General features: G+C 73.1%; 24 protein-coding genes and 1 riboswitch. Of the genes, 8 read left to right on the top strand and 16 right to left on the bottom strand.

All coding sequences use genetic code 11. The features are described from left to right. Positions 1–5: 5 nt before the first annotated feature. Positions 6–632 (bottom strand): precorrin-8X methylmutase, encoded by a 627-nt coding sequence (locus Plo01_RS16190; RefSeq protein WP_203891419.1) that lies wholly within the window; start codon positions 630–632, stop codon positions 6–8. Continuing rightward, on the bottom strand, positions 629–2278 hold the full coding sequence (locus tag Plo01_RS16185) for a ferredoxin-like domain-containing protein (RefSeq protein WP_239316443.1): 1650 nt from the start codon (positions 2276–2278) through the stop codon (positions 629–631). The genes Plo01_RS16190 and Plo01_RS16185 overlap by 4 nt, the downstream gene beginning before the upstream one ends. A 16-nt stretch (positions 2279–2294) precedes the next feature. Further along, positions 2295–2496, top strand: a riboswitch (cobalamin riboswitch). Positions 2497–2603: 107 nt separating this feature from the next. On the opposite strand from Plo01_RS16185, the gene cobN reads away from it, so the two are divergent. Both cobN and Plo01_RS16170 read left to right on the top strand, forming a co-directional pair. After that, positions 2604–6338: a cobaltochelatase subunit CobN gene (gene cobN / locus Plo01_RS16175; protein ID WP_203891418.1), complete on the top strand. Its 3735-nt coding sequence runs from the start codon at positions 2604–2606 to the stop codon at positions 6336–6338. 194 nt (positions 6339–6532) lie between these two features. Then, positions 6533–7174 (top strand): alpha/beta fold hydrolase, encoded by a 642-nt coding sequence (locus tag Plo01_RS16170; RefSeq protein WP_203891417.1) that lies wholly within the window; start codon positions 6533–6535, stop codon positions 7172–7174. Between the two features lie 27 nt (positions 7175–7201). Here the strand turns inward: Plo01_RS16170 and Plo01_RS16165 are convergent, their stop codons facing one another. The 7 genes from Plo01_RS16165 to Plo01_RS16135 all read right to left on the bottom strand — a co-directional run bounded on the left by Plo01_RS16165 (position 7202) and on the right by Plo01_RS16135 (position 13949). Continuing rightward, a complete protein-coding gene (locus Plo01_RS16165) occupies positions 7202–8986 on the bottom strand; it encodes a DNRLRE domain-containing protein (protein WP_203891416.1) in 1785 nt (594 codons plus the stop codon). Positions 8987–9179: 193 nt separating this feature from the next. Continuing rightward, positions 9180–9812 carry a LysE family translocator gene (locus Plo01_RS16160; RefSeq protein WP_203891415.1) on the bottom strand — a complete coding sequence of 211 codons (633 nt, stop codon included), beginning with the start codon at positions 9810–9812 and terminating at the stop codon, positions 9180–9182. Between the two features lie 117 nt (positions 9813–9929). Continuing rightward, complete coding sequence (locus Plo01_RS16155) at positions 9930–10889, bottom strand: siderophore-interacting protein (protein ID WP_239316441.1); 960 nt, start codon at positions 10887–10889, stop codon at positions 9930–9932. A 61-nt stretch (positions 10890–10950) separates the two neighbouring features. Continuing rightward, entirely contained in the window at positions 10951–11691 is a 741-nt protein-coding gene (locus tag Plo01_RS16150) for a CHAP domain-containing protein (RefSeq protein ID WP_203891414.1), read from the bottom strand. Between the two features lie 159 nt (positions 11692–11850). Further along, a complete protein-coding gene (locus tag Plo01_RS16145; RefSeq protein ID WP_239316439.1) occupies positions 11851–12177 on the bottom strand; it encodes a hypothetical protein in 327 nt (108 codons plus the stop codon). 372 nt (positions 12178–12549) lie between these two features. Beyond that, complete coding sequence (locus Plo01_RS16140) at positions 12550–12978, bottom strand: hypothetical protein (RefSeq protein ID WP_203891413.1); 429 nt, start codon at positions 12976–12978, stop codon at positions 12550–12552. Between the two features lie 284 nt (positions 12979–13262). Continuing rightward, positions 13263–13949, bottom strand: a complete 687-nt coding sequence (locus tag Plo01_RS16135; RefSeq protein ID WP_203891412.1) for an RICIN domain-containing protein — start codon at positions 13947–13949, stop codon at positions 13263–13265. Between the two features lie 375 nt (positions 13950–14324). On the opposite strand from Plo01_RS16135, the gene Plo01_RS16130 reads away from it, so the two are divergent. Continuing rightward, positions 14325–14894, top strand: a complete 570-nt coding sequence (locus tag Plo01_RS16130) for a transposase family protein (protein WP_203891411.1) — start codon at positions 14325–14327, stop codon at positions 14892–14894. Between the two features lie 180 nt (positions 14895–15074). On the opposite strand, the gene Plo01_RS40970 is transcribed toward Plo01_RS16130, so the two are convergent. After that, complete coding sequence (locus tag Plo01_RS40970) at positions 15075–15209, bottom strand: hypothetical protein (RefSeq protein WP_275415393.1); 135 nt, start codon at positions 15207–15209, stop codon at positions 15075–15077. A 270-nt stretch (positions 15210–15479) separates the two neighbouring features. Here Plo01_RS40970 and Plo01_RS16125 point away from each other — a divergent pair, with 270 nt between their 5' ends. Together Plo01_RS16125 and Plo01_RS16120 are read left to right on the top strand one after the other, a co-directional pair. Then, positions 15480–16526: an alpha/beta fold hydrolase gene (locus Plo01_RS16125; protein WP_239316437.1), complete on the top strand. Its 1047-nt coding sequence runs from the start codon at positions 15480–15482 to the stop codon at positions 16524–16526. 246 nt (positions 16527–16772) lie between these two features. Continuing rightward, a complete protein-coding gene (locus tag Plo01_RS16120; RefSeq protein WP_203891409.1) occupies positions 16773–17558 on the top strand; it encodes a DUF1963 domain-containing protein in 786 nt (261 codons plus the stop codon). 51 nt (positions 17559–17609) lie between these two features. Here the strand turns inward: Plo01_RS16120 and Plo01_RS16115 are convergent, their stop codons facing one another. Next, a complete protein-coding gene (locus Plo01_RS16115) occupies positions 17610–19004 on the bottom strand; it encodes an RNA polymerase sigma factor (RefSeq protein ID WP_203891408.1) in 1395 nt (464 codons plus the stop codon). A gap of 335 nt (positions 19005–19339) precedes the next feature. Beyond that, positions 19340–20332, bottom strand: a complete 993-nt coding sequence (locus Plo01_RS16110; RefSeq protein WP_203891407.1) for an NAD(P)-dependent alcohol dehydrogenase — start codon at positions 20330–20332, stop codon at positions 19340–19342. Positions 20333–20505: 173 nt separating this feature from the next. On the opposite strand from Plo01_RS16110, the gene Plo01_RS16105 reads away from it, so the two are divergent. Then, the gene (locus Plo01_RS16105) at positions 20506–21195 is read left to right on the top strand and encodes a DUF2306 domain-containing protein (protein ID WP_239316435.1); all 690 of its coding nucleotides are present in this window, start codon (positions 20506–20508) and stop codon (positions 21193–21195) included. On the opposite strand, the gene Plo01_RS16100 is transcribed toward Plo01_RS16105, so the two are convergent. From Plo01_RS16100 to Plo01_RS16090, 3 genes are all read right to left on the bottom strand, one after another. Next, a complete protein-coding gene (locus tag Plo01_RS16100; protein ID WP_203891405.1) occupies positions 21185–21841 on the bottom strand; it encodes a response regulator in 657 nt (218 codons plus the stop codon). The two genes, Plo01_RS16105 and Plo01_RS16100, sit on opposite strands and share 11 nt — an antisense overlap. Continuing rightward, on the bottom strand, positions 21838–22974 hold the full coding sequence (locus Plo01_RS16095; protein ID WP_203891404.1) for a sensor histidine kinase: 1137 nt from the start codon (positions 22972–22974) through the stop codon (positions 21838–21840). The genes Plo01_RS16100 and Plo01_RS16095 overlap by 4 nt, the downstream gene beginning before the upstream one ends. 194 nt (positions 22975–23168) lie before the next feature. Beyond that, positions 23169–23990 (bottom strand): neutral zinc metallopeptidase, encoded by an 822-nt coding sequence (locus Plo01_RS16090; RefSeq protein ID WP_203891403.1) that lies wholly within the window; start codon positions 23988–23990, stop codon positions 23169–23171. Between the two features lie 87 nt (positions 23991–24077). Here Plo01_RS16090 and Plo01_RS16085 point away from each other — a divergent pair, with 87 nt between their 5' ends. Together Plo01_RS16085 and Plo01_RS16080 are read left to right on the top strand one after the other, a co-directional pair. After that, the gene (locus Plo01_RS16085) at positions 24078–25250 is read left to right on the top strand and encodes an NADH:flavin oxidoreductase (protein WP_203891402.1); all 1173 of its coding nucleotides are present in this window, start codon (positions 24078–24080) and stop codon (positions 25248–25250) included. Positions 25251–25302: 52 nt separating this feature from the next. Beyond that, positions 25303–25752, top strand: coding sequence for a hypothetical protein (locus tag Plo01_RS16080; protein ID WP_203891401.1), 450 nt, complete (start codon positions 25303–25305; stop codon positions 25750–25752). Positions 25753–25771: 19 nt separating this feature from the next. Here the strand turns inward: Plo01_RS16080 and Plo01_RS16075 are convergent, their stop codons facing one another. Then, positions 25772–26635: an alpha/beta fold hydrolase gene (locus Plo01_RS16075; RefSeq protein WP_203891400.1), complete on the bottom strand. Its 864-nt coding sequence runs from the start codon at positions 26633–26635 to the stop codon at positions 25772–25774. Positions 26636–26801: the final 166 nt, after the last annotated feature.

Raw genomic sequence — 26801 nt, 5'->3', positions numbered from 1 at the left:
CCTCACTACTCTTCCTCGCTGGCGATCGCGTTGACGGCGGCGGCGGTCATCGCGCTGCCGCCGCGGCGGCCGTGCACGACCAGGTACTCCAGGCCCGCCGGGTGCTCCGCCAGAGCCTGCTTGGACTCGGCGGCGCCGATGAAGCCGACCGGGACGCCCAGGACGGCGGCCGGTCGCCCGGCGCCCTCCCCGACCATCTCCAGCAGCCGGAACAGCGCGGTCGGCGCGTTGCCGATCGCGACCACCGAGCCCTCCAGCCGGTCCCGCCACAGTTCCATGGCGGCGGCGCTGCGCGTGGTGCCCAGCCGTCCGGCGAGCTCCGGCACGCGCGGGTCGCCGAGGGTGCAGACGACGTCGTTGCCGGCGGGGAGGCGGCGGCGGGTCACCCCGGAGGCGACCATCATCGCGTCGCACAGCACCGGGGCCCCGGCGTTCAGCGCGGCTCGCGCCGCCGCGACGACACCGGGCGACCAGCCGAGGTCGGCGACCAGATCCACCATGCCGCAGGCGTGGATCATGCGGACCGCCACCCGGGCGACGTCCTCGGGCAGCCCGCCCAGGTCGGCCTCGGCGCGGATGGTGGCGAAGGAACGGCGGTAGATCTCCGCGCCGTCGCGGACGTAGTCGATCACTTTTCCCCTCTGGCGGCCGCCACCGCGGCCGCGGTCTGTCCGATGTCCGTACAGGTCAGGCTCCGACGATCCAGATCCACGCGATAGCCGTCACCGGTCGCGACCACCTCCACGACCCGCCCCCTGGGACGGCCGCAGCGCCGCTCACAGCCCGCCCAGTGCACCGGGAGCGTACCGCCCCCGGACCGGCCGGGCTCCCGGCGGCCGTCCACGGACCACCCCATGCCCCGATGCCCGCCTGCGGGCTGCCGTCCGTTTCCGGCGGCGCCCCGGCTCCTGTCCGGGGCCCGCTGCTCATTCCCGGAGTCGGGGCCGGAGTCGGGGCCGGAGTCGGGGCCGGAGGCGACGGCGGTCGCGATGGCAGTGGCCGCGTCGGCCTGGACGTCGGTCAGGGACTTGGCGCAGCCGGGACGGCCGGTGCAGGCGCTCACCCCGTTCCACGGAGATCCGGGATCGGTGACCAGCCCGGCGTCCGCGAGTCTGGCGATCGCCGCCTCGGACTCGGGGCGGGTCAGGCCGGGCAGCACCACCCCTCGCCACGGCGTGAGCCGTACCTCCCCCGAGGCGGCGACGTCCGCGAGCACCTCCGCCTGGGCCGAGGTCAGCCGTCCCAGCGGGACCGCCACGCCCAGAGCGACGCGGCCGTCCCGCCCGGGAACGATCCCCACGGGCCCCCGGACGACGGACCGGAGCCGCACCGGCTCCGGCCCGCCGGCAACCGGAGCGGCGTGGGCGGCCGGCTCGGGAACGGCGCCGATGTCCACGCCGAGGGCGTCCACGTCGAGGGCGGCGCGGACGCGGGCCGTCACCGCGGCGGGGCCGCCGGGCAGCTCGGAGATCCGCCAGGCGGTGACCCCCCGGGCGGACAGCTCCGCCAGGAACGCCTCGGCCACGGCGAGCAGGGCGGGCACCGCGTCGTCCGGGTGCGCGCGCAGGCCGCTGTCGGCGCCCGCGACGACCAGCGCGATCTCGCCCGCGCCGACCGGCATGATCCCGGCGTCGGCGCCGAGCCCGGCGACGTCGCCCCGCCCGTCGTCGAGGGCGAACAGGAACCGTCCGGGAAGGGCAGCCAGCGCGGGGCGGGCGCACAGCAGCCGGTCCAGCTCGGTGACCAGGGGCCCGACGTCCACCGCGCCCGCCTCGTCGCAGCCGGTCAGCGGGGAGGCCAGGATGTTGCGGACCCGTTCGTGAGTGGGTGAGGGCAGCAGCCCCGCCCGCGCCATCCGGTCCGCGAAACCGGGCGCGCCCCCGCCCCCGGTTCCCGCTCCGCCCCCGGTTGCCGCTCCGCCGCCGGTCCCGGTTCCCGTCTCGCTTCCGGTTTTGGCCCCGTTCTCGTTCTCCGCCCGTCTCTCGGTTCCCGTGCCGCCTCCGTGCTCCGCACCCGCCCCGACGGCCGTCCGGTTTCCGTCCCTTGCCTCCACCCCGGTCCGCAGACCGCGGACCTGGACGTTGGCGCGGGAGGTCAGCTCGATGACGCCGGTGCCGTACCCGGCGGCGGCATGGGCGAGTTCGCGCAGCTGGCCGGTGGTGAGCCTGCCCCCGGGCACCCGGACGCGCGCCAGCCCGCCGTCGGCGGCGGCGTGGACCTGGAGGGCTCCCGGGCACGCGTCGAGCCGGGTTCGTCCGGATAAGTCGACATTGAGCACGGAGGGGATGCTAACGCCAGTTTCCTGAGGGGACCGGTCTGCCGTAGTCTCATGGTCATCGATGGCAGAGGGAGGAAGCCGGTGCGAATCCGGCGCGGTCCCGCCACTGTGACCGGGGAGCGAACCCCACTGCGGCCACTGTCCGGCGACGGATGGGAAGGCCGGGGGGAGCACTGATCCGGGAGCCAGGAGACTCCGGCCGTCGTGTCCGACGACGACCCGGGGCGAGGACCCCGAGGGAGGAAACCGCCGTGCGCTCTTCGCCGTCTTCCCGCCGTTCCGCGACGCCCCCCGGCCTCGCCGAGACTCCGGCGGGGCGTGACGCGTGATCCTCCTGCTCTCGACCTCCGACACCGACCTCCTCAGCGCCCGCGCCTGCGGCGCCGCCTACCGGCTGGGCAACCCCGCCCGACTCGCCGCCGGAGACCTGCCGCCGCTGCTGGAGGGCGTGGACCTGGTCGTGGTCCGGCTGCTGGGCGGCCGCCGCGCCTGGGAGGAGGGCCTGGACCTCCTGCTCGCCGGAGAACGGCCCGTCGTCGTGCTCGGCGGCGAGCAGGCGCCCGACGCCGAGCTGATGGAGCTGTCCACCGTGCCCGGCGGCGTCTGCGCCGAGGCGCACGCCTACCTCGCCCACGGCGGCCCGGCCAACCTCGCCGAACTCCACCGGTTCCTGTCCGACACCGTGCTGCTCACCGGGCACGGCTTCGCCGCTCCCGCGCCCACCCCGTCGTGGGGCGTGCTGGAGCGCGCGGCGCGCCGTACGGGAGGGCCGGTCGTCGGCGTCCTGTACTACCGGGCCCACCACGTGGCCGGGAACACCGCGTTCATCGAGACGCTGTGCTCGGCGATCGAGGACGCGGGCGGGCAGGCGCTGCCCGTCTACTGCGCCTCCCTCCGCAGCGCGGAGCCGGAGCTGCTCGCGACCCTGCGGCAGGCCGACGCCCTGGTGGTGACGGTGCTCGCGGCCGGGGGCACCCGCCCGGCGACCGCGTCGGCCGGGGGCGACGACGAGGCGTGGGACGTCGGGGCGCTGGCCGGGCTGGACGTGCCGATCCTGCAGGGACTCTGCCTGACGAGCAGCCGCGCGACCTGGGAGGAGAACGACGACGGCCTCTCGCCGCTGGACGCCGCCTCCCAGGTCGCGATCCCCGAGTTCGACGGCCGGATCATCACGGTGCCGTTCTCGTTCAAGGAGATCGACCCCGACGGCCTGACGGTCTACGCGGCCGACCCCGAGAGGGCCGCGCGGGTGGCCGGGATCGCGGTACGGCACGCCGTGCTGCGGCACGTCCCGGCGGCGGAGCGGCGGATCGCGCTGATGCTCTCGGCCTACCCCACCAAGCACTCGCGGGTCGGCAACGCCGTCGGCCTGGACACCCCCGCGAGCCTGGTGCGGCTGCTGGCCGCGATGCGCGGGCACGGCTACGACATCGGCGCGGACGACGAGCTGCCGGGCGTGGCCGGGCAGGACGGCGACGCGCTCATCCACGCGCTGATCGCCGCGGGCGGGCAGGACCAGGAGTGGCTCACCGAGGAGCAGCTCGCCGCCAACCCGGTGCGCATCGCCGCGCGCGACTACGCCGCCTGGTACGGCACGCTCCCGCAGGACCTGCGCGAGGGGATCGAGCGGCACTGGGGCCCGCCCCCCGGCGAGCTGTTCGTGGACCGCTCGCGCGACCCCGGGGGCGAGATCGTGCTGGCCGCGCTCCGGGCCGGCAACGTCGTGGTGATGGTCCAGCCGCCGCGCGGCTTCGGCGAGAACCCGATCGCCATCTACCACGACCCCGACCTGCCGCCGAGCCACCACTACCTGGCCGCCTACCGCTGGCTGGCCGACGGGTTCGGCGCGCACGCCGTGGTGCACGTCGGCAAGCACGGCAACCTGGAGTGGCTGCCCGGCAAGTCCGCCGGGATGTCCGCCTCCTGCGGCCCGGACGCGGCCCTGGGCGACCTGCCGCTGATCTATCCGTTCCTGGTGAACGACCCGGGCGAGGGCACCCAGGCCAAGCGCCGCGCCCACGCCACGCTGGTGGACCACCTGGTCCCGCCGATGGCCCGCGCCGACACCTACGGGGACATGGCCCGGCTGGAGCAGCTCCTCGACGAGCACGCCTCCATCGCCGCCATGGACCCCGCCAAGCTCCCCGCGATCCGCGCCCAGATCTGGACCCTGATCCAGGCGGCCAGGCTCGACCACGACCTGGGGGTCGAGGACCGGCCGCACGACGCGGAGTTCGACGACTTCCTGCTGCACCTGGACGGCTGGCTCTGCGAGGTCAAGGACGTCCAGATCCGCGACGGGCTGCACGTCCTCGGCGCGGCCCCGGAGGGCCCGGCCCGGGTCGACCTGGTCCTGGCCATGCTCCGGGCCCGCCAGATGTGGGCCGGCGCCGAGGCGCTGCCCGGCCTGCGGGAGGCCCTGGGCCTGACGGAGGACGGCACCGCCGGCCGTACCGGGACCGACGAGGCCGAGACCCTGGCCCGCTCCCTCGTCGAGGCCATGGAAGCCCGCGGCTGGGACCCCGCAGCCGTCCCCGAGGCGACCGCCGCCATCCTCGGCTCCGCCTCGGAACCGGGAGACGCTTCCGCCGGCGCGGAGGCGCAGCCGGGTTCTGGAGCGGACGCGGTTGTCCCCGGCGCCGCTTCCGCGGTGGCAGCCGACTCCGCTGCCGTGGGGGCGCAGCCGGGTTCCGAGGCGGGGACGCGGGCGGACCTCGAACTGGTGGAGCGGGTCCTGCGGTTCGCGGCGACCGAGGTCGTGCCGAGGCTGGCGCGGACCACGGACGAGATCGGCGCGATCCTGCACGCCCTCGACGGCGGGTACGTGCCCGCCGGGCCGAGCGGCTCCCCGCTGCGCGGGCTGATCAACGTGCTCCCGACCGGGCGGAACTTCTACTCGGTCGACCCCAAGGCCGTGCCGAGCCGACTGGCGTGGGAGACGGGACAGGCCATGGCCGAGTCCCTCCTGGAGCGCTACCGGGCCGACACGGGGGACTGGCCCCGCTCGGTCGGGCTGTCGGTCTGGGGGACCAGCGCCATGCGCACCGCGGGCGACGACGTGGCCGAGGTGCTCGCGCTGCTCGGGGTCAGGCCCGTCTGGGACGAGGCGTCGCGGCGGGTCACCGGCCTGGAGGCGATCCCGGCCGGCGAGCTGGGCCGTCCCCGCGTCGACGTCACGGTCCGCATCAGCGGCTTCTTCCGCGACGCGTTCCCGCACGTCGTGGCCATGCTCGACGACGCCGTACGGCTGGCCGCGAGCCTGGACGAGCCCGAGGAGGACAACTACGTCCGCGCCCACGTGCTGGCCGACGCCGACCGGGGCGACCGGGCCGCCTTCCGGATCTTCGGATCCCGTCCCGGAGCGTACGGCGCCGGGCTCCTTCCGCTCATCGACAGCCGAAACTGGCGCGACGACGCCGACCTCGCCGAGGTCTACGCCGTCTGGGGCGGGTTCGCCTACGGCCGGGGCGTCGACGGCGTCCCGGCGCGCGAGGACATGGAGACGGCCTACCGGCGCATCGCCGTGGCGGCCAAGAACGTCGACACCCGCGAGCACGACATCGCCGACTCCGACGACTACTTCCAGTACCACGGCGGCATGGTCGCCACCGTCCGCGCCCTCACCGGCAGGGCCCCGGCCGCCTACATCGGCGACAGCACCCGCCCGGACGCCGTCCGCACCCGGACGCTCTCGGAGGAGACCTCCCGGATCTTCCGCGCCCGGGTGGTGAACCCGCGCTGGCTGGCGGCCATGCGCAGGCACGGGTACAAGGGGGCCTTCGAGCTCGCCGCCACCGTCGACTACCTGTTCGGCTACGACGCCACCACCGGTGTCGTCGCCGACTGGATGTACGACAAGCTCGCCGCGGCCTACGTCCTGGACCCGGAGAACCAGGCGTTCCTGGCCGAGTCCAATCCGTGGGCGCTGCACGGAATCGCCGAACGCCTGCTGGAGGCCGCCGACCGGGGCATGTGGGAGCACCCGGACCCGGACATCCTGGCCGCTCTGCAGGAGGTCTACCTCAAGACCGAGGGGGACCTGGAGGACGGCCGGGGGTAGACCCGCCGGAGGAGGCCGGACGCGGGCCCGGGGCCGGTCCCGGGAACCGCGGCCGAACCGCGCCGCCGCGATCGTCGACCCCCCGCTCCGTACATGGCTGAGCCGTCCCCTGAACCGGACCGGAAACTGTCGGTGGCGGCGGCGAGAATCCTCTCCGATACCGAAGGCGGTCGCACGCGGAGGGAAACACGCCCATGGCCACGTTCGTTCTGATCCACGGCGGTGGGGGTGTCGCCTGGCAGTGGCACCTTCTCGATCCCGAGCTGCGCGCGCGGGGTCACGACGTCGTCGCCGTCGACCTGCCCCTCGCCGACGAGAAGGCAGGGCTGGCCGAGCTCGCCGACACGGTGGTCGAGGCGGTCGGCGAGCGCGGCGACGTGGTCGTGGTGGCCCACTCCTGGGGCGGGTTCGTCGGCCCGCTGGTGTGCGACCGGGTCCGGGCCGACCTGCTGGTGATGCTGGCGGCCATGATCCCCGCGCCGGGCGAGCCTCCCGGTGACTGGTGGACCGCGACCGGGTTCGAGGATCCCGGCGGCGACCCGGCCGAGACCTTCTGCCACGACCTGCCGCCCGCCCTGGCCGACGAGGCGATGCGCCGCGGCCAGGGCCATGCCGAGCGCTCGCTGGTCGAGCCCTGGCCGCTGACCGCCTGGCCCGACGTGCCGACCAAGGTCCTGGTCTGCCGCGACGACCGCTTCTTCCGCCCGGAGTTCATGCGCGGGATCGCGCGTGAACGTCTGGGCGTCACCCCCGAGGAGATCGACGGCGGCCACATGGTGATGCTCTCGCGGCCAGAGGAGCTGGCCGCCCGCCTCGACGGCTACATTCGCCGGTGACGCCGGCTCCGGAGCCCGCCCCATCGTTCACTGGGGCGGGGCCGCCACGGCGAAGTAGTAGGAGGTGAGGTCGGCGCGATTGCCCGCGCGGTCGACGCTGAACACCGCCATCTGGTGGAGCCCGGCGGTCCGGGGTGTCCACGTCAGGGTGACGGACCCGTCGGGGCCGGCCGGGACGTGCTGCCATCGCTCCGCGGGCGGCACCGTGTAGTAATAGTCCGTCACGTCCTTCGCCCCGTTGGGGGCGAACGTGAACCGGCCCGGGACGCCGGGCCCGCCGACGAGATCGAGACCGCTGTAGGGGGTCGCGGTGACCACGGCGGGGGCGGGCCTGGTGATGTCCACCGTGTACTCACACCACGGACTCCACTCGCTCACCTGCCCGTAGCGGTCCTCCGAGCGCACCCGCCACCGGTAGGACTCGCCGTCCGCACCCCGTGGGGAGCCCATCGAGAGGCCGTTGTACTCCACGTAGGCGACCTCCTCGTGAACGGCCACGCCTTCGAGGGTCTCCCACTGCCAGCGGGTGCTCAGCGGGTGGGCGCCGCCGCTGAAGATCGCCTCGGGGCGGGGGAAGTAGGGAATGTACGGCCGGCCGGCCCCCGCCGTACAGGGGAAGGGCGGGACCCGGCCGCCGGGGGGATCCGGCCAGTGATAGCCGGACCTGTCGGTCATGATCTCGGCGGGCGGCCTCAGCGGCGGGAGGGAACTGACGCGCAGCAGCGAATCGTGGCCGATCAGGTAGGCGCCCCCAGGGTCCCGCTCCCGCGACGACCGCAGCCCGAACGTCACCGTGTTCTTCCCCGCGGCCCGCGCTTCCGTCACCGCCTCTGTGGCGTCGAACAGCAGGGTCGTCCCGGACTCGTCGTCGCACGAACCCCAGGCGTAGGTGTCGATCAGCCGCAGCCACGTCGGCTGCCGGTGCCAGGTGGTGCGCTCGTCGATGGGGCCGGTCTGCCACAGTTCGATGGTTTTCTCGCCCACCCGGCACGTGTCGGCCCGCCGCACGAAGAGCCTGGCCTCGACCGGCCTGCCCGCGGGGAGCGTGGCCAGGTCGAATCTGAGGAACGACCGGGTGACGCCGTGCCGGTCCCGGCGGCCGACGGGCAGCGGCGTCTCCTCCTTCCAGTGCGGCTCGTGACGGCGCCGCGAGTCCACATGGGTCCAGGCGTCGGGAGAGGCGGCGTCGACGGGCAGCGTCGGGTCGCCGGGGAAGGGGTCCTTCTCCTCGTACTCGTAGGTGATCCGCAGCTGCGGATCATTCCGGAAGACGAGGGGACCCTGCGGCCGGTCCTCGAAGGAGCCGCGAACGCCGTAGGTCGCCACGCCGTTCTCCCAGGCCGTCGTGGGGGTCGCCACGAGCTCGTACGACGGGCTGGGGCGGCACGCCCATTCCCCGGGCACCGCGTAGAGCGAGCTGATCCACTCCGGCTGGTGCTTCCCGTCGGTGTGCCTGCTGATGGGACCGGTCTGCCACAGCTGGAAGCTGCGGATCCGCTCCGCGCAGTCCAGCGCGGGGCGCACCAGCGTCAGCCGGGCCTCGACGATCTTCTTGCCGGTCAGCGCGGAGACGTCGTAGGCGTAGTACGCCCGGTGCACCGCCGGGGGCTCGCCCATCAGGCCGACGGGCAGGTCCGCGGGCTCCTTCCAGTGGCTCTCGCCGGGCTGGAGCGAGGACGTGTAAGTCCAGGCCCGAGGTTGGAGCACGATGGTCGCCGTGGCGGTCCGGGCCGCCGCGGGCGACGCCACGACGAACATGGACAACAACGAGACAGTCAGCGCGCGCGCGAGCATGCGGCGGAACGACCCCATGGTGAGACACCCCGTTTCCCACGACCCCTAGGCGGAGGGTAGCCGGAGGATCTCCGCGGGGGCAGGCCCAATTCGCGATCAAGCCCGCCGGCGCGCGGATGAGCCGGCCTTCTCCGGGGCCTGGCTGCGGACGCTCGCTCCGGAGCTCCGCAGGGGATTCTCCTGACCGCGCCGCCGGTGGTCCGGGCGGGCGTCAGCTGTCGACGGCCAGCTTCACCCCGAGCCCGACGAAGATGCCGCCCGTGGCGGTGTCGATGCGGCGCCGGGCGGCGTGCCGGGTGCGCAGCCAGCCGCCGATCCGGCCGGCGAGCACGCCGACCGTGCCGTCGACCAGGAACTCCAGCGCGATCAGGATGGCGCCGAGGATCGTGAACTGCAGCCACACCTGTCCCAGTGCCGGGTCGATGAACTGGGGCAGGAAGGCGATCGTGAAGGTGACCATCTTGGGGTTGAGCAAGTTGGTCATCAGGCCGCTGAGGAACGCCCGGCGGCCCGAGATCCCTCCGCCGGTCGCGGCCGCGTCGAGGTCGCCGTTGCCGCGGTTGCGCAGGATCTGGACGCCCAGGTAGATCAGGTACGCGGCTCCGGCGATCCGCACGATCGTGAAGGCGACCGGCACCGCCTCGAACAGCGCGGCCAGTCCCGCGGCGGCCACGGCGACGTGGACGGCCTCGCTGCTCGCCACGCCGGCCGTGGCGAGCAGGCCGGCGCGCGGGCCGCCGCGCATCCCGCATCCCAGCACGAACAACATGTCCGGACCGGGGGTGATCATCGCGACGATCGTGGTGACGGTGAAGAGGGCGAGGAGGTGGGGGTCGATAGGCATGATCCGCATCCTGCCAGAGTCACGTGAACGGCCTGGCCCGCGAGGATCGGGCCGGGCCGCCGCGACCCGCCCCCGATCCGGAGGGCCGGATCCGGGGCGCCGCGACCCGCCGCTCGCTCACTCGCTCTCGGAGCGGCCCATCCGCCAGTAGCCCATGAACGCGACCGCCGAGCGGTCGACCCCGGCCTCCTGCACCAGGTGGCGGCGGAGCGTCTTGACCACCCCGGCCTCACCGGCCAGCCAGGCGTAGAAGCCGCCGCCCCGAGCGGCGGGCTCGGGCACCTCCCAGAGGATGTCGGCGTCCACGTCGACGTCCTCCAGCGCCTCCTGCGCGCCGCCTGACACGCCGAGCCCGGCGAGCGCCTCGCGTACGGCGGGCACGAGCAGGTCGCCGTGGCGGGCGCCCTCGCGGGGCAGCCAGGTGACCTCCACGCCCGGCGGGACGGTGAGGGGGAGCTCGTCGCCGGCCTCCGGCACCTCCAGCAGGACCCGGGCCCGCGCGTCCCCGGGGAGGGATTCGGCGATGGAGGCGATCGCGGGGACCGCGGTCTCGTCGCCGGCCAGCAGCATGCGGGCCGTCCCGGCCGGGGGAGCCCACTCCTGGCCGCCGGCCGGGCCGGGGAAGGCGGCGTTGGGGCCGATCACCACGACCGGGTGGCCGGGGGCGGCGTAGGTCGCCCACCGGGACGCGGGGCTGATGTCGCCGTGGAGCACGAAGTCCACGTCGAGCTCGCGCGCCTCCCGCCGTACGGCGCGCACGGTGTAGGTGCGGATCGGGTTGCGCAGCGCCTCGGGCAGCGCCCGCCACCGGAAGTACCAGTCGGAGCCGTCGCCGATCGGGCTGAAGGTGCCGTCGGGCAGCGGGAGGATTATCTTGATCCGCTGGTCGTGGCCGTTGTCGGCGAAGGCGGCCAGGTCGTCGCCGGTGAAGGTGACCCGCATGAAGCTCGGGCTGAGCCGCCGCGTCCGCAGGACCTGGAGACGGAAGGAGCGGAAGGCGAGGATCTCCTCAGCCGCTTCCGCGGCGCTCCCGGCGGCCTGCGCCTCGGTCCGCTCCACGGTCTGCTCGGTGCTCACGGTGATTCGCCGCCTTCGCTCGGGGATGCCTCCAAGAGCAACTTAGCTTTGCCTATCCTAATTAATCAACTCGCGACGAGTGCCGGGCTCCGGGACGGCTCCGCGGGTCCCGCTCCCTGCGCCTGCGGTGCCGGCCGCTCGCCGGAGGGCGGGGGTGCCACTTGGCGATGAGGAACGTCCAGCCGAGGACGAAGGCGATCAGCGTCGTCAGCGGCAGGGGGTCCAGAAGGGGGAACGTTCCCTCGGGGTCGTACAGGACGAGGGACACGGATTCGGCGGCCGGCGCCGGGGCCACCTCGGCCGGGGTCTCGGCGGTGTCCTCGGCGCCCAGCGTGAGGTTCTCCGCGACCTTGCGCGGCAGCCCGTAGCCGACGACCTTGCTCTCGTCGCGGGCCTTGCGCTTCAGCCAGACCCGGTCGACGTTCGCCTCGATGGTGTGGATCGTTCCACCGTCCACCCGCTCGACCACGCCGACGTGGTCCACTCCCTTGATGTTCTTCCCGCCCGACCAGTCGAAGAAGACCAGCGCACCGGGCTCCGGCGTGCTGGACCAGGCGCCCTGGGTCTCGAACCAGCGGGCGTGGGAGGGGGTCCAGGCGAACTGGCCGACGTACTCCTCCACCCCGGCCCGTTCCGCGGCCCAGGCGATGAACATGTCGCACCAGGGGGCCGTGCGGTACTGGGTGTCCTGGACCACGTGGGTGGAGTACCACTCGCCGAACTTGGTGCGCTGCCCGGCGCCCTCGCGGTACCCGAGCTCCGCCACCATGACCTTCAGCAGATCGTCCCCGATCCGATCCATGGCCGCCCGCCGCTCCGTCCCCTCGCCGCCGCCCTTGCGCGAAGGCGGTGGTCACTGTCCGATCACGCCGAACTTTATTCAGATAAACCCGGATAAGTCGGGCGATTGAGTTATGAATGCCGGATTTGATGGATGGCGCGACGCGGAGCTCCGCGCCGTCTACCATGCCTTCGCCCGCTGCGGCCGCACCTTCAGCTGTGACGGTCGGCCAGGCCGAGCAGGTATCGCCGCTCGACCTGGTTGCCGGTCGGGGCGGCCGCCCGGCGGTACAGCGCCGCCCGCGTCGCCGGTCATCCGGAGAAGGTGGGCGCGCACCGCACGTTCCCGCTGCCGGGTCAGCGGTTCCCGGTCCAGCCCGTGGCGCCGGTCGAGGTCGTCGAGCAGTGCCAGCCCGCGGGCCGGCCCGTGGGCCTTGGCGACCGCCACCACCCGGCTGAGCCGTACCGGCGCGGTCGGGTGGAGCCGTTCGAGCCACAGGTACAGCACCGCGATCTGCGGCCGGTCCGTCCGCTCCGGGGAAGGAGCCGGGCTCCGGCAAGCAAATCGAAGCCGCGTCAGGAGAGCGGCGGCCGTACGGCTGATTTATACCGTCTGACCTGTGCGGGTGCCCTGGATGGATCGCATCATCTGCGTGATCATCCCGCATGCATCCCGCATTCGCCGAGTCAGGCGACATGGTGCACGGCCGCCCGCTTTCAAGCGGGGCGATCGCCCTCATCGGGTGCCAGAACCCGTGTTCAGAGGGTGGTGGACGATCAGGGCCGAAGCGTTCTCATGTTGTGAGACCGAGTAGCTGAAGACCGTCGGCGGGATGACAGCGGTAATGGTCGGTGGCGGCGGCGATGTTGCTCCAACCGATCAGGCGGGCCAGGCCGATGGCCGATCAGGCGGGCCAGGCCGATGGCCAGGTTGCGGAAGCCGGCCATGACCCGGGCGGCGGCGCTTGACCTGCAGGGCCTGGGCGGCGTGCGGGAAGGGCAGGTCGGGCCGGACGGTGCAGATCTTCATCCGGCGGATCTCACGGCGGCTGTGGGCGCGCTCATCGCTGCGGTGGTTGAGCAGGGCCTGGCGCCAGGGCAGCGCCTTGAGGCGGCGTTGCAGTGGGGGTTGGTTGGCCTTGACGATGAACAGGTAGTGGCCGCCGGCGGCGACGAGGTGGCGGGCGTGGGTGTCTTGGGTGCGCAGGGCGTCGGCCAGGGCGGGCAGGTCGTCGGGGCTGGCGATGGGGGCGGTGGAGGTGACGTGCTCGCGGTGGTGGGTGAGCACGTCGATAGGGGATGATGGCACGCGAACGCGGCCCCTGTTCTTGATCGGCTGGCTTCGACAACCGTCGATCATCAGGAGTCGCGTTTGCCGTCTCCAGGCCGGGGTGCCCTCAATCGCTCGCCCGTGTCAGGGTGCAGCCGTCTCACCGGCCGAGAACGCCTCGGCCTTGGAGTGCAGGGACCGCCGGTGGGTCATCGGAAAAAGACGGATCCCGCCCGGTGAAATCGCCGGACGGGATCCCTGAATCTGACCCGGGCCTGTTTTCCGCAAATGGCCTTCGGCCCGTGCCGGTCAGCTCACTGCCCTCACTTCAGCTTGAACTTCTGGCTGGGCAGGTTGTTGAGGACCTGTGATTCCAGAAGCGCGCCCTTCTGCGGGGAACTGTTCCTGATTCCCATGTACAGCTTGCTGTCCGCGTTCTCGTAGCGGTGGACGACGACGCCGTTGTGCAGGGTCTGGCGGTCCCGCCAGAACTGGCGGGAATCGTCGACCGACGCCGAGGGGAGGCACTTGACCTGGCGAACGATGTCGCCGGCCACGCTGGAACCCCTCAGGCACAGGCCGGTGTGGGCGTTGACGATCTGCAGAACGGCGCCGCCGGGAGCGAAGCGCAGCTCCCACTTCTGCGTCTGCAGGCTGAGGTCCGGCTCCTGGGTCACCCTGATGCCGGTGACTCCCGGCGTCGGCGGGAGGCCCGCAGTGAGGGCCATTCTCAGCCCGTCGGTCTGCGGAACGTGCTGCGGGATCAGCCCGACCAGCAGGGGGGCCGCGGCTGCGGCCCGCGTTGCCGGACCGGTGGCGGGCTGCGCCGCCAGGGTCGTGGGCTGCGCCGCCGAGGTCGTGGGCTGTACTGCCGGGGGAGTGAACTGCGCCGCCGGGGCCGTGGGTTGAACGGGCGGGCCGGTCACCGCCCCTGCCGCCGGGCCGGGCCCGCCGAGCAGCGCCGCCGTCGCACCGGCCAGGACGGCGAGACCGAGGGCCTTCTTGTTCATCGGCATTTCGGATTGCCTTTCTGTTCTCTGTGTGGGCTTGGTCAACCCGGAGAGAACACTGCACGGAAGCGACGTAACCGTTCCGTGCAGAAGTGCACACAGACGCTTAATTAACCAAACTGCACACATTTAAAAATTCAGTGGCGCGGAGTGGCGAATTGGCCGATAATCCGCCGGACGTGTGCGCGGGTGACTACCGTTTCCTCGGTCCGGGACACGCCCCGGCCCAAGGCCGAGGCGTTCTCGGCTGGTGAGACGGCTGCACCCTGACACGGGCGAGCGATTGAGGGCACCCCGGCCTGGAGACGGCAAACGCGACTCCTGATGATCGACGGTTGTCGAAGCCAGCCGATCAAGAACAGGGGCCGCGTTCGCGTGCCATCATCCCCTATCGACGTGCTCACCCACCACCGCGAGCACGTCACCTCCACCGCCCCCATCGCCAGCCCCGACGACCTGCCCGCCCCGGCCGACGTCCTGGACACACCGCCCGACCCGCGCAGCCGCCGGGGACGCCGCTACCGCCTGGGCTCACTGCTGGCGTTATCCCTGATCGCGGTGCTCGGCGGGGCCGCCTCCCTGGCAGCGATCACCCGATGCATCAGCGGATACGACCCCGACCTGCTGGCCCGTGCCGGGCTGCCCGGCACCGCCCCCCTGGCCGCCGGCACCCTGCGGCGCCTGCTGTCACGCCTGGACGGTGATGCCTTCGACGTCGCGACCTGCGGCTACCTGGCCACCCTTGCCACCCGCCCCCTGCCCGAAGCCGATGACCATCGCGCGCGCCGGACACCGTCGGTCGGCCTGGCGGTCGACGGCAAAATGCTGCGCGGCAGCCGAAGCAGCACCGGCAGCACCGGCAGCTTGCTGGCCGCGCTGCGTCACGACACCCAGACCGTCGCCGCCGACCTCGGCCTCCTGCGCCGCGTCTTCCCCGGCTACTAGGAGCCGGGGCGCGGCATCCGGCCCTGGCTGCGCGGCGTCCGGGCCACCGCCCAGTGGCAGACGCCTGGCGACATCCAGCCGTAGCTCGCCGTAGGACCGGACGTGCTGCCAGGGTGGGGTTGAGCGGCTTGGCCCACTCCGGCCCGGCCAGGACGTCCTGCAGCATCAGGGTGCGCCGAACTAGTTGATGATCTTGTTCGGGTCGGTGCTGACGCCGCGACCAGCGGTTGGAGGCGTGCGCGGCCGCAGGCGCTCGCCCTGCGGTCCGAACACGATCAGATATTCGACCGGACCGCCGGGGCTGGTGTTCGCCACCCCGTGCGGGGTGCGGGTGTCGAACTCGGCGACGTCCCCGGGGGCAGGATGAGGTCTTGGCCGCCGAGCGCGAGCCACAGCCGCCCGTCGCAGCTGACACCGGCGAGCGTCGCGCCGTGGTGCTCGCGCACGGCCCGCAATCGGGGCCCCATCGCGGCCGGCGTGCCGTTCACGCCGTCGACTGTCACCTTCCCGCTCCTTCTTGCCGTGCCGCTCCACCGTTATGTCCTGCGAGTTTGCCAGAACGGCAAGGCAAATCACGTCGGGCGGGTGCCGCGCCGCAGGATCTATGGGTGGCCGCATCCGCCGCGAACCGAGGAGAAGTCCATTCAGCCCGAGCCGACCACCGAGCTCCGCCACCGCATCGTCGAGGCCCCGGCCGGGCGCCTGCACCTGGTCGAGCAGGGCACCGGCCCGCTGGTCCTGCTCGTGCACGGCTTCCCCGAGTCCTGGTACTCCTGGCGCCGCCAGCTCCCGGCCCTCGCCGCGGCCGGCCACCGGGCGGTGGCGGTCGACGTGCGCGGTTACGGCCGCTCCTCCAAGCCGGAGGCGATCGATGCCTACCGGATGCTCGACCTGGTGGAGGACAACCTCGCCGTGGTGCGCGCTCTCGGCGAGGAGAGCGCGGTGGTCGTCGGCCACGATTGGGGCTCCGGCATCGCCGCCGCCTCCGCCCTGCTCCACCCCGAGGTCTTCCGCGCCGTCGGCCTGCTGAGCGTCCCCTACGCGCCGCCCGGCGGCCCCCGCCCCAGCGACATCTTCGGCCAGATCGGCGGCCCCGAGGAGGAGTTCTACGTCTCCTACCTCCAGGAGCCCCGGCGCGCCGAGGCGGAGATCGAGCCCGACGTCCGGGGCTGGCTCGCGGGCTTCTACGCGGCCCTGTCCGCCGACACCATGCCTGCCCCGGGCGAGCCCGACCCGCACTTCGTCGTCCGCGGCGGCGGCCGGCTGCGCGACCGCTTCCCCACGGGAGTCCTCCCGGCCTGGCTGAGCGAGGACGAGCTGAACGTCCATGCCGGGGAGTTCGAGCGCACAGGGATGACCGGCGCACTCAACCGCTACCGCAACATGGACCGAGACTGGGAAGACCTCGCCCCGCACCACGGAGCCCCGATCAAGCAGCCGTCTCTGTTCATCGGCGGCGCCCTGGACGCCTCCACCACCTGGATGTCCGACGCCATCGACGCCTACCCCACCACCCTCCCCGGCTTGTCGGCCTCCCACCTCTTGGACGGCTGCGGTCACTGGATCCAGCAGGAGCGCCCCGACGAGGTCAACCGCCTGCTGACCGACTGGCTCGCCACCCTCCGGGGCTGAACCACGCGGGCTGCCGACGCAGGCCAGCGGCCTCCGAGAAGACCGTGTTCCCGGAAGCCCTCGTCGCGAGGACGTCCGCGAACGAGATCCAGGGCGCAACGTACGACCGCGCCACCGCCTGCCATCGGCGAACCGGTGACATCCCCGTCATCGCCGCGCTGCGCCCCAGGCATGTGCTCATCCAGCACTACGACGAGGAGGCCACCAGGTCCTCCACGAACCGGGTGACGGCCATAGGCTCCCCCCGTGACCGACACGGAAACCATTGACGAGACCCCGGCGGCGAGGGCCGCCCGCTTCCGTGCGGAGGCCGCCGCGCGGGGGATTCCGGCCGCCGAGGTGCAGGCGCACATACGCACCGCTCGCCCGGCCGTCTACCTCGCACCGGGCGGCCCCGGCCCGGTCGTGGCGCTGACCGGCGGGAACCCGCCGCTGCCGGAGGGCGCCCCCGCGCCGGCGGCGGCGTTCGTCGCGGCCGTCGACTGCGCGGCCCTGCCGCCGGGGGCGACGGATCTGCCGCTGCCCACCGAGGGCCGGCTGCTGTTCTTCGCCGACCCCGATCCGGGCAGCGGGGCGGTGGTCGCCGACGCTGTGCGGTATATGCCGGCCGGGACGCCGCTGGCAGAGCGTGCGGTCGACCCGGACGACGGTCCGGGCACCTACCGCCGGGCGCGGCTGGACTTCTGCTTCCACCAGTGGTCGTGGCCGTGGCGCGAGGAGGACGACGACGAGGAGTCGCAGCGGGCGGCCGAGCTGGAGTCCGCCTGGTCGCAGGTGGTCGGCTGGCGCCCTCACTGGCGCTTCCAGCTTGGCGGCGAGCCGGTCCTGTTCAACTGGGACCCGGTCGAGGTGGTCCGGGACGAAGCGCCGCTGCCCGTCGCGGACGGCGACGAGTGGACGCTGCTGGCCACCTGGCGTGGTGAAGACGACTGCGAGGAGCTGGAGGCGGGCCTGTTCCACTGGGTGATTCGCCGCGCCGACCTGGTCGCTCTCCGCTTCGACCGGGTGTATGTGTACGTCGACGCCTTCTGACGGCCCGGCCCCGGCCCGCTCTCGCGGGAACAGGGGCCGGGCGCCTGATGGTCAGGAGGCCGGTGGCGGCGCGCTTCCGTTGTGGAAGGGGTTGTCGGCCAGTCGCTCGGGTGTGACCAGGAAACGGATCACGCCGGCCTGTACCTGCCAGGCGTGCCACACGACCCAGTCGCGTTCGACGTGGTCGGCAGGAACCGGGTCGAAGGACAGGCCTGCGGTCTGCGGGTCGATGCGGATGCGGCTGAACACGGCGCGCAGGTCTCGGCGGCGCGCCTCGGCCACCATGTCCCCCACCGACCGGCCACGCCGCAGGGAGACACCGGCGAACATCTCGCCCGGGGCCGTGGCTTGGTCAGCGTTGGCGTACTGCTCTCCTGGCCGGGCCTGGCGGCCGAGCCGGATGTTCACATGTCCGGTGAACCGGGCGGGAATCCGCATCACCATGACGCAGCCGCTGTCGCGGCCCGGCCGGCATCCCTTCGGAGCGCTCTCCGTCGACAAGGCGACGCCGCCGAACCGGGGGCCGGAAGGGTCCGGTGGGGTCTGCGGATCGGGCACCTGATCGCCGCCGATCACCATGCCCAGGATCTGTCCCACGGCGCCCGGGGAGACCGGCACCGGACGCAGGTCGATGTCCAGACCGACCGCGTGGAACGCCTCGGTGTACCTGGCGTGATCGGCGAAGGGGTCGGTGATCCGCGCGACGTACTGGTCGCCGTCGCGCACGATCGAGACGGCGGAGTTGGCGTAGCTGACGGCGCTCGGCTCGCGCAGCAGGCTGGGACCGACGACGAGGCCGGTGGCGAGCACGCCGACGGCTGCCGCGGCCATCAGCCGCATTCTCCAGGGCCGCCCGCCGGCCGGTGAGGGCGGCGCCGCGATGTCCGGCCGTGCGGCGGTGATGGTGGCGAGCAGGGTCCGTGCCCCCGCGGCGGACGCCTGCCCGGCTGCGGCCAGTCGTTGGGCGAAGCGTTTGCGGGCGCGGTGGAGCCGGATGCGTACGGCGTTGCGGGAGCAGCCCAGGACACAGGCGATCTCAGCGGCGTCCAGGCCTTCCCAGGCGACCAGGGACAGCAGTTCGTGATCGTCGTCGGACAGCCCGCGGAACACATCGGCCACCTGGGTGAACTCCAGGCGCTCATCGGATGGGGCCGTGCGGGCGTAGAAGGCGACGACGTCCTCGTCCAGTGTCGTGTGGCGGCTGCGGTGGCGCAGGTGTCCCCTGCGGTGGCTGGCCACGACGTTGCGCGCCACGCCGTACAGCCACAGCCGCGCCTCATCCCCGGCGGGCAGGTCCGCTATACGGCGCCACGCGATCTCGAATGTCTCGGCCACCACGTCGGCCGCGTCCTGGGCGCAGTCGCAACGGCGGATCGCATAGCCCAGGATCTGTTCGTAGGTGTCGAGATAGACCTTCTCGAACCAGGCTTGAGGGTTGTCATCCACTGGTAGTCCTCATGACCGGCCTTCCACGTGACGGGGATTCGCTTACGCCCCTTCATGTCGCAGATGCCGCGATCATTTCTCCGCCCTCTGGGCATCCCTCGCTTTACCGTGACGGACAGGTCTGCGTGGCTGGAGGGCTTCATGCCGTGCGAGACCGGCGAGCGGCCGTCGTTCCCGCCTGATCGTTCTATCGCGGGGCGGTGCGACCCGGCCGGGGCTCCGGCCCGCTCCCGGGGATCGGATGACGGAGCGTGAGGTGGGGCTGGCGGTAGTGGAGTACGCGGATGCGGAGCAGGTCGAAGTCGCCACGTCCGTGCGCTCGCGGAGGTGGGAGATCAAGTTCCGACCGTGACGACGACCTTCCCCGCGGTGTGGCCCTCCTCCTGATACCTGACGGCCGCCGGGATCTCCTCGAACGGGTAGCACCGGTCGATGACCGGGGTGACCTTCCCGCCCTCGATGAGCTCGGTCAGCGTCATCAGGTTCCGCTTGTTCTCCGTGCACCCGACCACGTCCGCCCTGACCACCCTCTGGGACACGAACGGCGACAGCGCGAGTGCGGAGACCATGCGGCCGACGGGCTTCAGCCACCGGCCGCCCGGCCCGCCGACGATGACGTGGGTCCCCTCGCGGGTCAGCGTCCGCAGGCACGCCCTCCCCGGGCGGCTTCCCGCGACGTCCAGCAGGAGGTCGTAGCGCTGCCGGCTCCGGGTGAAGTCCTCTTTGGTGTAGTCGATGACCTCGTCCGCGCCGATCGACCGCACCAGCTCCGTGTTCCGCGGCCCGCAGACGCCGGTCACCTCCGCGCCGAACGCCTTGGCGATCTGCACGGCGAACGTCCCGACGCCGCCCGAGGCCCCGTTGACGAGGACCCTCTGCCCCGGCCGGATCCGCCCCTGGTCGCGCAGGCCCAGCAGGGCGGTGCCGGCCGCCAGCGGCACCGCCGCCGCCTGCTCGAACGAGAGGTTCTCCGGCTTGGGCGCCAGCTCGCTCTCCGGGACGCACACGTACTCGGAGAAGCCGCCCCGCTTGGGCATCGCGAACACCTCGTCACCGGGGCGGAACTCCGTCACGTTCTTGCCGACCGCCTCCACCCGCCCCGCCACGTCGGCGCCCAGGATGTCGATCTCCGGTCCGCGCAGCCCGGGACCGCCGGGCATCAGGCGCGCGATGTACGGCTCGCCTCTCATCAGGTGCCAGTCGTAGGGCTGGACGGAGGTGGCGAGGACCCGGACCAGAACCTCGTCGTCGCCGGGCGAGGGCATGGCGACGTCCGTGAGGTCGAGGACGTCGGGTGAGCCGTACGAGCGTAGGACGAACGCCTTCATCACATTCTCCTGATCTACTGGGGCGAGGGGCCGGGGGGAACGAGGTGAGTGTGTCCGCGTTCCGTGCGGCGGCTCAACGGCCGAAAGTACGACCGTTTCGTGGCTGATCGGCGGGATCGGATCGGGCCGTTCTATCGATGAGCCGGCACCGCCCCGGCCGCCACGATCGATCCATGACCGACACTTCCCCCGCCAGGGCGGGATGGCTCGCGCCCACCGGCCTGATCGTCCTCAGCGTCGTCCCCGTCATCGCCGGCGCCGTCCGTCTCGGCGAGCTGACCGCCGGCGCGGAGGTCACGGCGGAGAACGCCCGGTTCTTCGCGGCACCCGTGCCCATCGTGCTGCACATCCTCAGCGTCACCGTGTACAGCCTCCTGGGGGCCTTCCAGTTCGCGCCGGGCTTGCGCCGCCGCAGGCCCGGCTGGCACCGCGCCGCCGGGCGGCTCCTGGTCGGGTGCGGGCTCGTCGCGGCGCTCTCGGGGCTGTGGATGACCGTGTTCTACGCCTTCCCCGCCGGTGACGGCGCCCTCCTCGCCGGCTTCCGGCTCGTGTTCGGCTCGGGCATGGCCCTGTCCATCGTCCTCGGCCTCGCCGCGATCCGGCGGCGGGACATCGTCCGCCACCGCGCCTGGATGACGCGCGGTTACGCGATCGGGCTCGGCGCGGGCACGCAGGTGCTGACCCATCTGCCCTGGTCCCTGGTCGCCGGTGAGCCGGGCGAGTTCAGCAGGGCGCTCCTCATGGGCGCCGGATGGGTGATCAACCTCGCCGTGGCCGAATGGATCATCCGCAGGCGGTCCGCCGGGCCGGTCCGCACCCCCGCGGGAGCGCGCCCGCGCCCGAATGCCCCGATCAGTTCCTGACGCGCTTGGTCTCGTACGCCCACATGGCGATCTCGACGCGGTTGCGCACGCCGAGCTTGGCCATCAGGCTCGCGATGTGGCTCTTGACCGTGCTGAGGGAGATGTGCAGCTCGTCGGCGATCTCGTTGTTGGTCCGCCCGCGCGCCACGGTGAGGAGGATCTGCTCCTCCCGGTCCGTGAGCGTCTCGATGGGCTGCGCCGGCGGTGAGGAGCGCCCGGCGTCGGCGAAGGCGTCGAGCAGCCGCGCGGTGACGCTCGGGGCGATGAGCGCGTCGCCGTCGGCGGCGGCGCGGATGGCCTGGGAGAGCAGGACCGGACCGGCGTCCTTGAGCAGGAAGCCCCGGGCGCCCGCCCTGAGCGCGGCGTAGACGTATTCGTCGAGGTCGAAAGTGGTGATGACGACGACGGCGATGGGGTCCTCGACGGCCGGTCCGGCCAGGGAGCGGGTGGCCTCGATGCCGTCGAGGCCGGGCATGCGGATGTCGAACAGGCACACGTCGGGGCGGAGGCGGCGCGCGAGCTCGACGGCGCGCCGCCCGTCGGCGGCCTCGGCGACGACCTCGATGCCCGGCTGGGCGTCGAGGATCATCCTGAGCCCGGTGCGGGCGATCTCCTGGTCGTCGGCGACGATCACCCGGATGCTCACGCGGCCGCCCCGGCCCGGGGCAGCACGGCGGTGACGGTCCAGCCGCGGCCGGGGTTCGGACCGGCGTGGCAGGTGCCGCCGAGCAGGTCGGCGCGTTCGATCATGCCGATGAGCCCGTACCCCTGCGACGCGGCCGGGCGTGCGGAGCCGTCGCCGTCGTCGCTCACCCGCAGGCTCACCGACGTGTCGTCGGCGGCGACGCGGACCTCGACACGGGTGGCGTGCCGCGCGTGCCGCCTGGCGTTGGTGATCGACTCCTGCGCGATGCGGTAGATCGCGGCCCCCACCGGGGGATGCAGGTCGTCGAGGTCGCCCGAGATCTCCACGTTGACCGACAGCCCGTCGGGGGTCCGGCCGGCGAGTCGCCGGAGGTCGGCGATGCTCCGGCCGGGCGTCATCTCCACGGGCTCGTTCCGGCGCAGGACGCGGACCATGGCGCGCATCTCGGCGAGGGCGCGCGACGCCTCGGCCTCGATCACGCGGAGCGCGTCGGCCGCGGCGGCCGGCTGCGACGCCGAGGTGGCCAGCCCCGCCTGGGCCCGTATCGCCATCGCCGAGACGTGATGGGCGACGGTGTCGTGCAGGTCGCGGGCCAGCTGCTCGCGTTCGAGCAGCTTGACCTGGTCGAGCTCGCGCATCCTGGCCCCGGCCCGGTAGCGGAACGCCCCGCCCAGGGCGACGGCCGAGAACGTGACGGTGAACGCGGCGATCGCGTCGGCGGGGGCGAGGCGGTCGAGGAACGCCGAGAGGGCGACCGTGCCGAGCATGATCGACAGCCCGATCACGACCTGGCGCCCTGAGCCCCACCGGAACAGCGCGTAGACCAGGAGCAGGAGGTACACCGTCGTGTTCGTCTCCACGGCGTCGCCGTCCGTCAGCAGCGGGACCACGCTCGTGACGCCGAAGGCGATCACGACCATCAGCAGCGGCCTGGTCCGGCGCCACAGCAGCGTGGGCACCAGCCCGACGGTGACGATCACCGAGACGACCCGCCACGGAAGGTCCGGCCGCAGCAGCCCTTCGAGCACCGCGACCGGCACGAGCACCCCCACGAGAGCCCAGTCGCGCCACACCCGGATCGACGGGCTGGGGGGAGGGGGCTCGTTCCATACGGAGCGCAGAAAGCCGTGCACGCCATCATGCTACGAGAGCCGCGCCGTCGGGGATGACCTGGGAACGCGCGATCCCCCAGCCGGTCGGAACGGTCCGCCGGCCGGCATCCCCGGCTTCAGCCGTGGAGAGGAAGCCGGGAACGCCCCGCCGGGGTCCTCGCTCCCGTGACGTCCGCGGAGGCCGCGGGCGCCCCGCATGATCTCGAAGACGCACTCTAGGCGACCGCGGACGCCGTCGCGGTCCAGGTGTTGCAGACGGCCGGGGACGCGCTGCCGAAGCCCCGGCGCAGCCAGGCGACGCGGTTCCGGCCCGTGCCGTGGCTGCGTTCCGTGGTGGCGCTCCCGTCGCCGCTGCGCCGGATGAGGTCCACGACCTCCTTCCAGTCCGCGTCCCGGTACTTCTGGGAGTTCCAGACGCTGCCCATGAACGCCCCGGCCAGGCAGTCGGCCTGCAGCTCCAGGCGGCGGCTCTGCGCGAGCATCTGGGCCCTGCCGTGCGCCGGCATGCCCCGGTAGGCGTCCCATATGCCGGCCAGGTTCTGCACGTGGTGGGCGTACTCGTGCGCGATCAGGTGCAGGGTGACCGGGTCGGCGGGGTCGGACAGGGCGTGGTCGCCGATCAGCAGGACCAGCCGCCGCTCGCCGGTGCAGTAGCGGCCGGTGACGTTCTTGCCCCACGCCGATCCGCACGCCCGGGCGGGCCTGGTCATGAACCGGACCTTCGGCTCGGCGAAGGGCAGGCCCGCCCGCTCCAGCTGCCTGGACCACGAGGCGTTCAGGCAGGACAGGACCGCCGTCAGGTGCTTCTTCGCCGCGGCGACGCCGGAGCCGTCCGGCCGGTGCGCGCAGGGAACCGCGAGCCTGCCGCCGAGGTAGATCGGGTTGCGGGTCAGCGCCGCGGTGCCGGTGGGGACCGGCCCGCCGGCGCGGACGGAGCCGGCTCCGGTCCCGGCGGTCTCGGCTCCGGCGTCGGTGGCGCCGGCGAGCAGCAGGCTGGCCACGACTCCGGCCGGCAGGACGAGGCGGAGGGGGCGCATGGGAGAGAACCCTACAGAAGGGCGGAGTACGCGAACGGATGGCGGAGGGCTATTGAACCCAAGCGCTTGTTTGGTAAACAGTTAGGCATGACCGGGAACGTGGCCGACGTCTTCGCCCCGGCGAAGCTCGGGCCGATCACCTTGCGCAACCGCCTGATCAAAGCCGCGACCTTCGAGGGCAGGACCCCGCAGGCGCTGGTCTCCGACGAGCTGGTCGAGTTCCACCGGCGGACGGCCGCCGGGGGAGTGGGGATGACCACGGTGGCCTACTGCGCGGTCGCCCCGGAGGGCCGCACCACGCGGAAGCAGATCTGGATGCGTCCCGAGGCCGTCCCGGGGCTGCGCCGCCTGGCGGAGGCCGTGCACGCCGAGGGGGCGGCCGTCTCCGCGCAGATCGGGCACGCCGGGCCGGTGGCGAACCCGGCCTCCACCCGGCTGCCCGCGCTGGGCCCGTCCCGGCGCCTCAACCCGCTGGGCGTGAGCGCGACCCGCGCGGCCACCCGGGACGACCTCGGCCGCATCGTGCGGGCCCACGCCGAGGCGGCGCTGCTGGCCGCGGAGTCGGGCTTCGACGCGGTGGAGATCCACCTCGGCCACAACTACCTGGTCAGCGCCTTCCTCAGCCCCCGCCTCAACAAGCGCGACGACGATTACGGCGGCGGCCTCGCGGGCCGGGCCCGGCTGGCGCGGGAGGTGACGCGCGCCGTGCGCGACGCCGTCGGCGACCGGATCGCGATCCTCGCCAAGCTCAACATGGACGACGGGGTCCGCGGCGGGCTCGTCCCCGAGGAGAGCCTGCAGGTCGCGGCCTGGCTGGAGGAGGACGGGAGTCTCGACGCCATCGAGCTGACCGCCGGCAGCTCGCTGCTCAACCCGATGTACCTCTTCCGCGGCGACGCGCCGCTGAAGGACTTCGCCGCGGTCTTCCCGCAGCCGCAGCGGCTGGGCGTGCGCCTGGTGGGCGGCCGGTTCCTACGCGCCTATCCCTATCGGGACGCCTACCTCCTGGACGACGCCCGCGCCTTCCGCGCCGCCCTGCGGACGCCGCTGGTCCTGCTCGGCGGGATCACCGGCGCCGCCACCATGGACCTGGCCATGCGCGAGGGCTTCGCGTTCGCCGCGATGGGCCGGGCCCTGCTCATGGAGCCCGACCTGCCCGACCGGGTCCGCAAGGACAGGACCGTCGTCTCCGCCTGCATCCACTGCAACCGGTGCATGCCGACCACCTACCGCAGAACCCGCTGTGTCCTGGTCGAATAGTCCGGGTCGAATAGCATGTGCCGGACACCACGCGACGGGGACGGGCTTTCGGATGTTCGACGACAAGACGCAGGAGACCCTGCGCCGCCTTCTGGACCTCGCCGAACACCCCTCGACCCCCGAGGCCGAGCGGGCCCTGGCCCTGGCCCGCGTCCGCGCCCTCGTCATGGTCCCGGAGGGCGACGCCCGCCGGGCCCCGGTGACCCCGGCGATGGAGGCGGGCATCCTCCGCAAGATCAAGCCGCTGACCCGCCGGGTGGACGAGGACCTGGTCGGCGAGGTCCACGGTGACCTCCACGCCTTCGGCACCCGCTACCGGGTGATCGGCGAGGTCGCCGACGAGATGGCCCACGCGCTCGACCAGTGGAGCGCCGTCGCCCCCGCCAGGCGCCACCGCCACGAGGAGACCGTCCGGGTCGCCGCCGCCAAGCTCGCCTACCTCCTCCAGCGCCGCGACCTGTTCCGCTCCTCCCGCTGGAACAGCCGTCCCCGGCCGCGTTGATCGTCTTCGGGATGCGGCCTCATCCGGGCACGTGCCCGTTCGCGGCGGCCCGCTCGACGGCCTCGACGTGCTCGGTGATGAGGCGGGCGAGCGGTCCGGGATGGGTCGCCGGCATCCAGTGCGGGGCGTCGAACCGGTGGATCCGGATCTCCGGGGCCCAGCGGCGGGCGGTCTCGGCGAGGTCCGGCGTCACGTAGGCGTCCCGGAGCGCCACCACGACCTGCGCCGGAACCGCGGTGCGCCGCTCCAGCGGGCGGCGCAGCCGGGCGCGGACGTTCGCGCGGTAGAGTCCCAGGCCCGCCACCGCGTCGTGCCGGGAGGAGGGGCGGTGCCCGGCGCTCAGGGCGAGCAGCCGCCCGCCGAGCCCGGAGCGCCAGCACAGCTCCGGCAGGATCGGCAGCCGGAAGAACCCGATGTACCACGAGGCCAGCATCTGCCGTACGGCCCGCGCCCGGCCCGCCCCCCGGAACCAGTGGCCCGCGTGGTCGAGACAGGGCCCGCCGATCGAGGTGAACGACGCGAACCTCTCGGGCGTCGTGCACACCGCCTCCCACCCCTGGATGGATCCCCAGTCGTGCCCGACCAGGTGCACCGGCCGCCCGGGGCTCACCGCGTCGATCACGGCGCGCAGGTCGGCGGTCAGGTGGGTGAAGGAGTACGGCTCCCGCCCGCGCGGCCGGTCCGACGCCCCGGCCCCCCGGACGTCGTAGGTCACCACGTGGAACCGGCCGGCCAGGCGCTCGGCGACCCGGTCCCAGATCCGGTGGTCGTCGGGGTAGCCGTGCACCAGGACGACCACCGGATTCGGATCCGGGTCCGGCCCGGCCGGGCCGCCCCGCTCGTAGACGGCCAGCCCGACGCCGTCACCCGTGATCATCCGCATGGCCGCGTCCTTCCGCCTCTATTGGACAACGTGTCAATAATCTGGCCATGCGCCGCCCCGGTCAAGGGGACATCGCTCTCGTCCGGCGTGCCCCGGTCCGGAGCGCGCCACGGCGGGCTCGGGGGCGTCACCGTGTGGGCCGGACGTTCCCGGGTACGGGGATGTC

The sequence above is a fragment of the Planobispora longispora genome, from assembly GCF_016863135.1.
Classification (GTDB): domain Bacteria; phylum Actinomycetota; class Actinomycetes; order Streptosporangiales; family Streptosporangiaceae; genus Planobispora; species Planobispora longispora.
Note: the sequence above shows the minus strand (reverse complement) of the source record. Positions and strands in the feature narration are given on the sequence as shown.

What these genes read in the sequence shown, in the direction of transcription:
- Plo01_RS16075 (WP_203891400.1), bottom strand. Translation starts at nt 26,635, where the DNA reads ATGCGGATGATCACGGGTGACGGCGTCGGGCTGGCCGTCTACGAGCGG.
- Plo01_RS16165 (WP_203891416.1), bottom strand. Translation starts at nt 8,986, where the DNA reads ATGGGGTCGTTCCGCCGCATGCTCGCGCGCGCGCTGACTGTCTCGTTG.
- Plo01_RS16170 (WP_203891417.1), top strand. Translation starts at nt 6,533, where the DNA reads ATGGCCACGTTCGTTCTGATCCACGGCGGTGGGGGTGTCGCCTGGCAG.
- Plo01_RS16135 (WP_203891412.1), bottom strand. Translation starts at nt 13,949, where the DNA reads ATGAACAAGAAGGCCCTCGGTCTCGCCGTCCTGGCCGGTGCGACGGCG.
- Plo01_RS16105 (WP_239316435.1), top strand. Translation starts at nt 20,506, where the DNA reads ATGACCGACACTTCCCCCGCCAGGGCGGGATGGCTCGCGCCCACCGGC.
- Plo01_RS16090 (WP_203891403.1), bottom strand. Translation starts at nt 23,990, where the DNA reads ATGCGCCCCCTCCGCCTCGTCCTGCCGGCCGGAGTCGTGGCCAGCCTG.
- Plo01_RS16110 (WP_203891407.1), bottom strand. Translation starts at nt 20,332, where the DNA reads ATGAAGGCGTTCGTCCTACGCTCGTACGGCTCACCCGACGTCCTCGAC.
- Plo01_RS16160 (WP_203891415.1), bottom strand. Translation starts at nt 9,812, where the DNA reads ATGCCTATCGACCCCCACCTCCTCGCCCTCTTCACCGTCACCACGATC.
- Plo01_RS16080 (WP_203891401.1), top strand. Translation starts at nt 25,303, where the DNA reads ATGTTCGACGACAAGACGCAGGAGACCCTGCGCCGCCTTCTGGACCTC.
- Plo01_RS16150 (WP_203891414.1), bottom strand. Translation starts at nt 11,691, where the DNA reads ATGGATCGGATCGGGGACGATCTGCTGAAGGTCATGGTGGCGGAGCTC.
- Plo01_RS16085 (WP_203891402.1), top strand. Translation starts at nt 24,078, where the DNA reads ATGACCGGGAACGTGGCCGACGTCTTCGCCCCGGCGAAGCTCGGGCCG.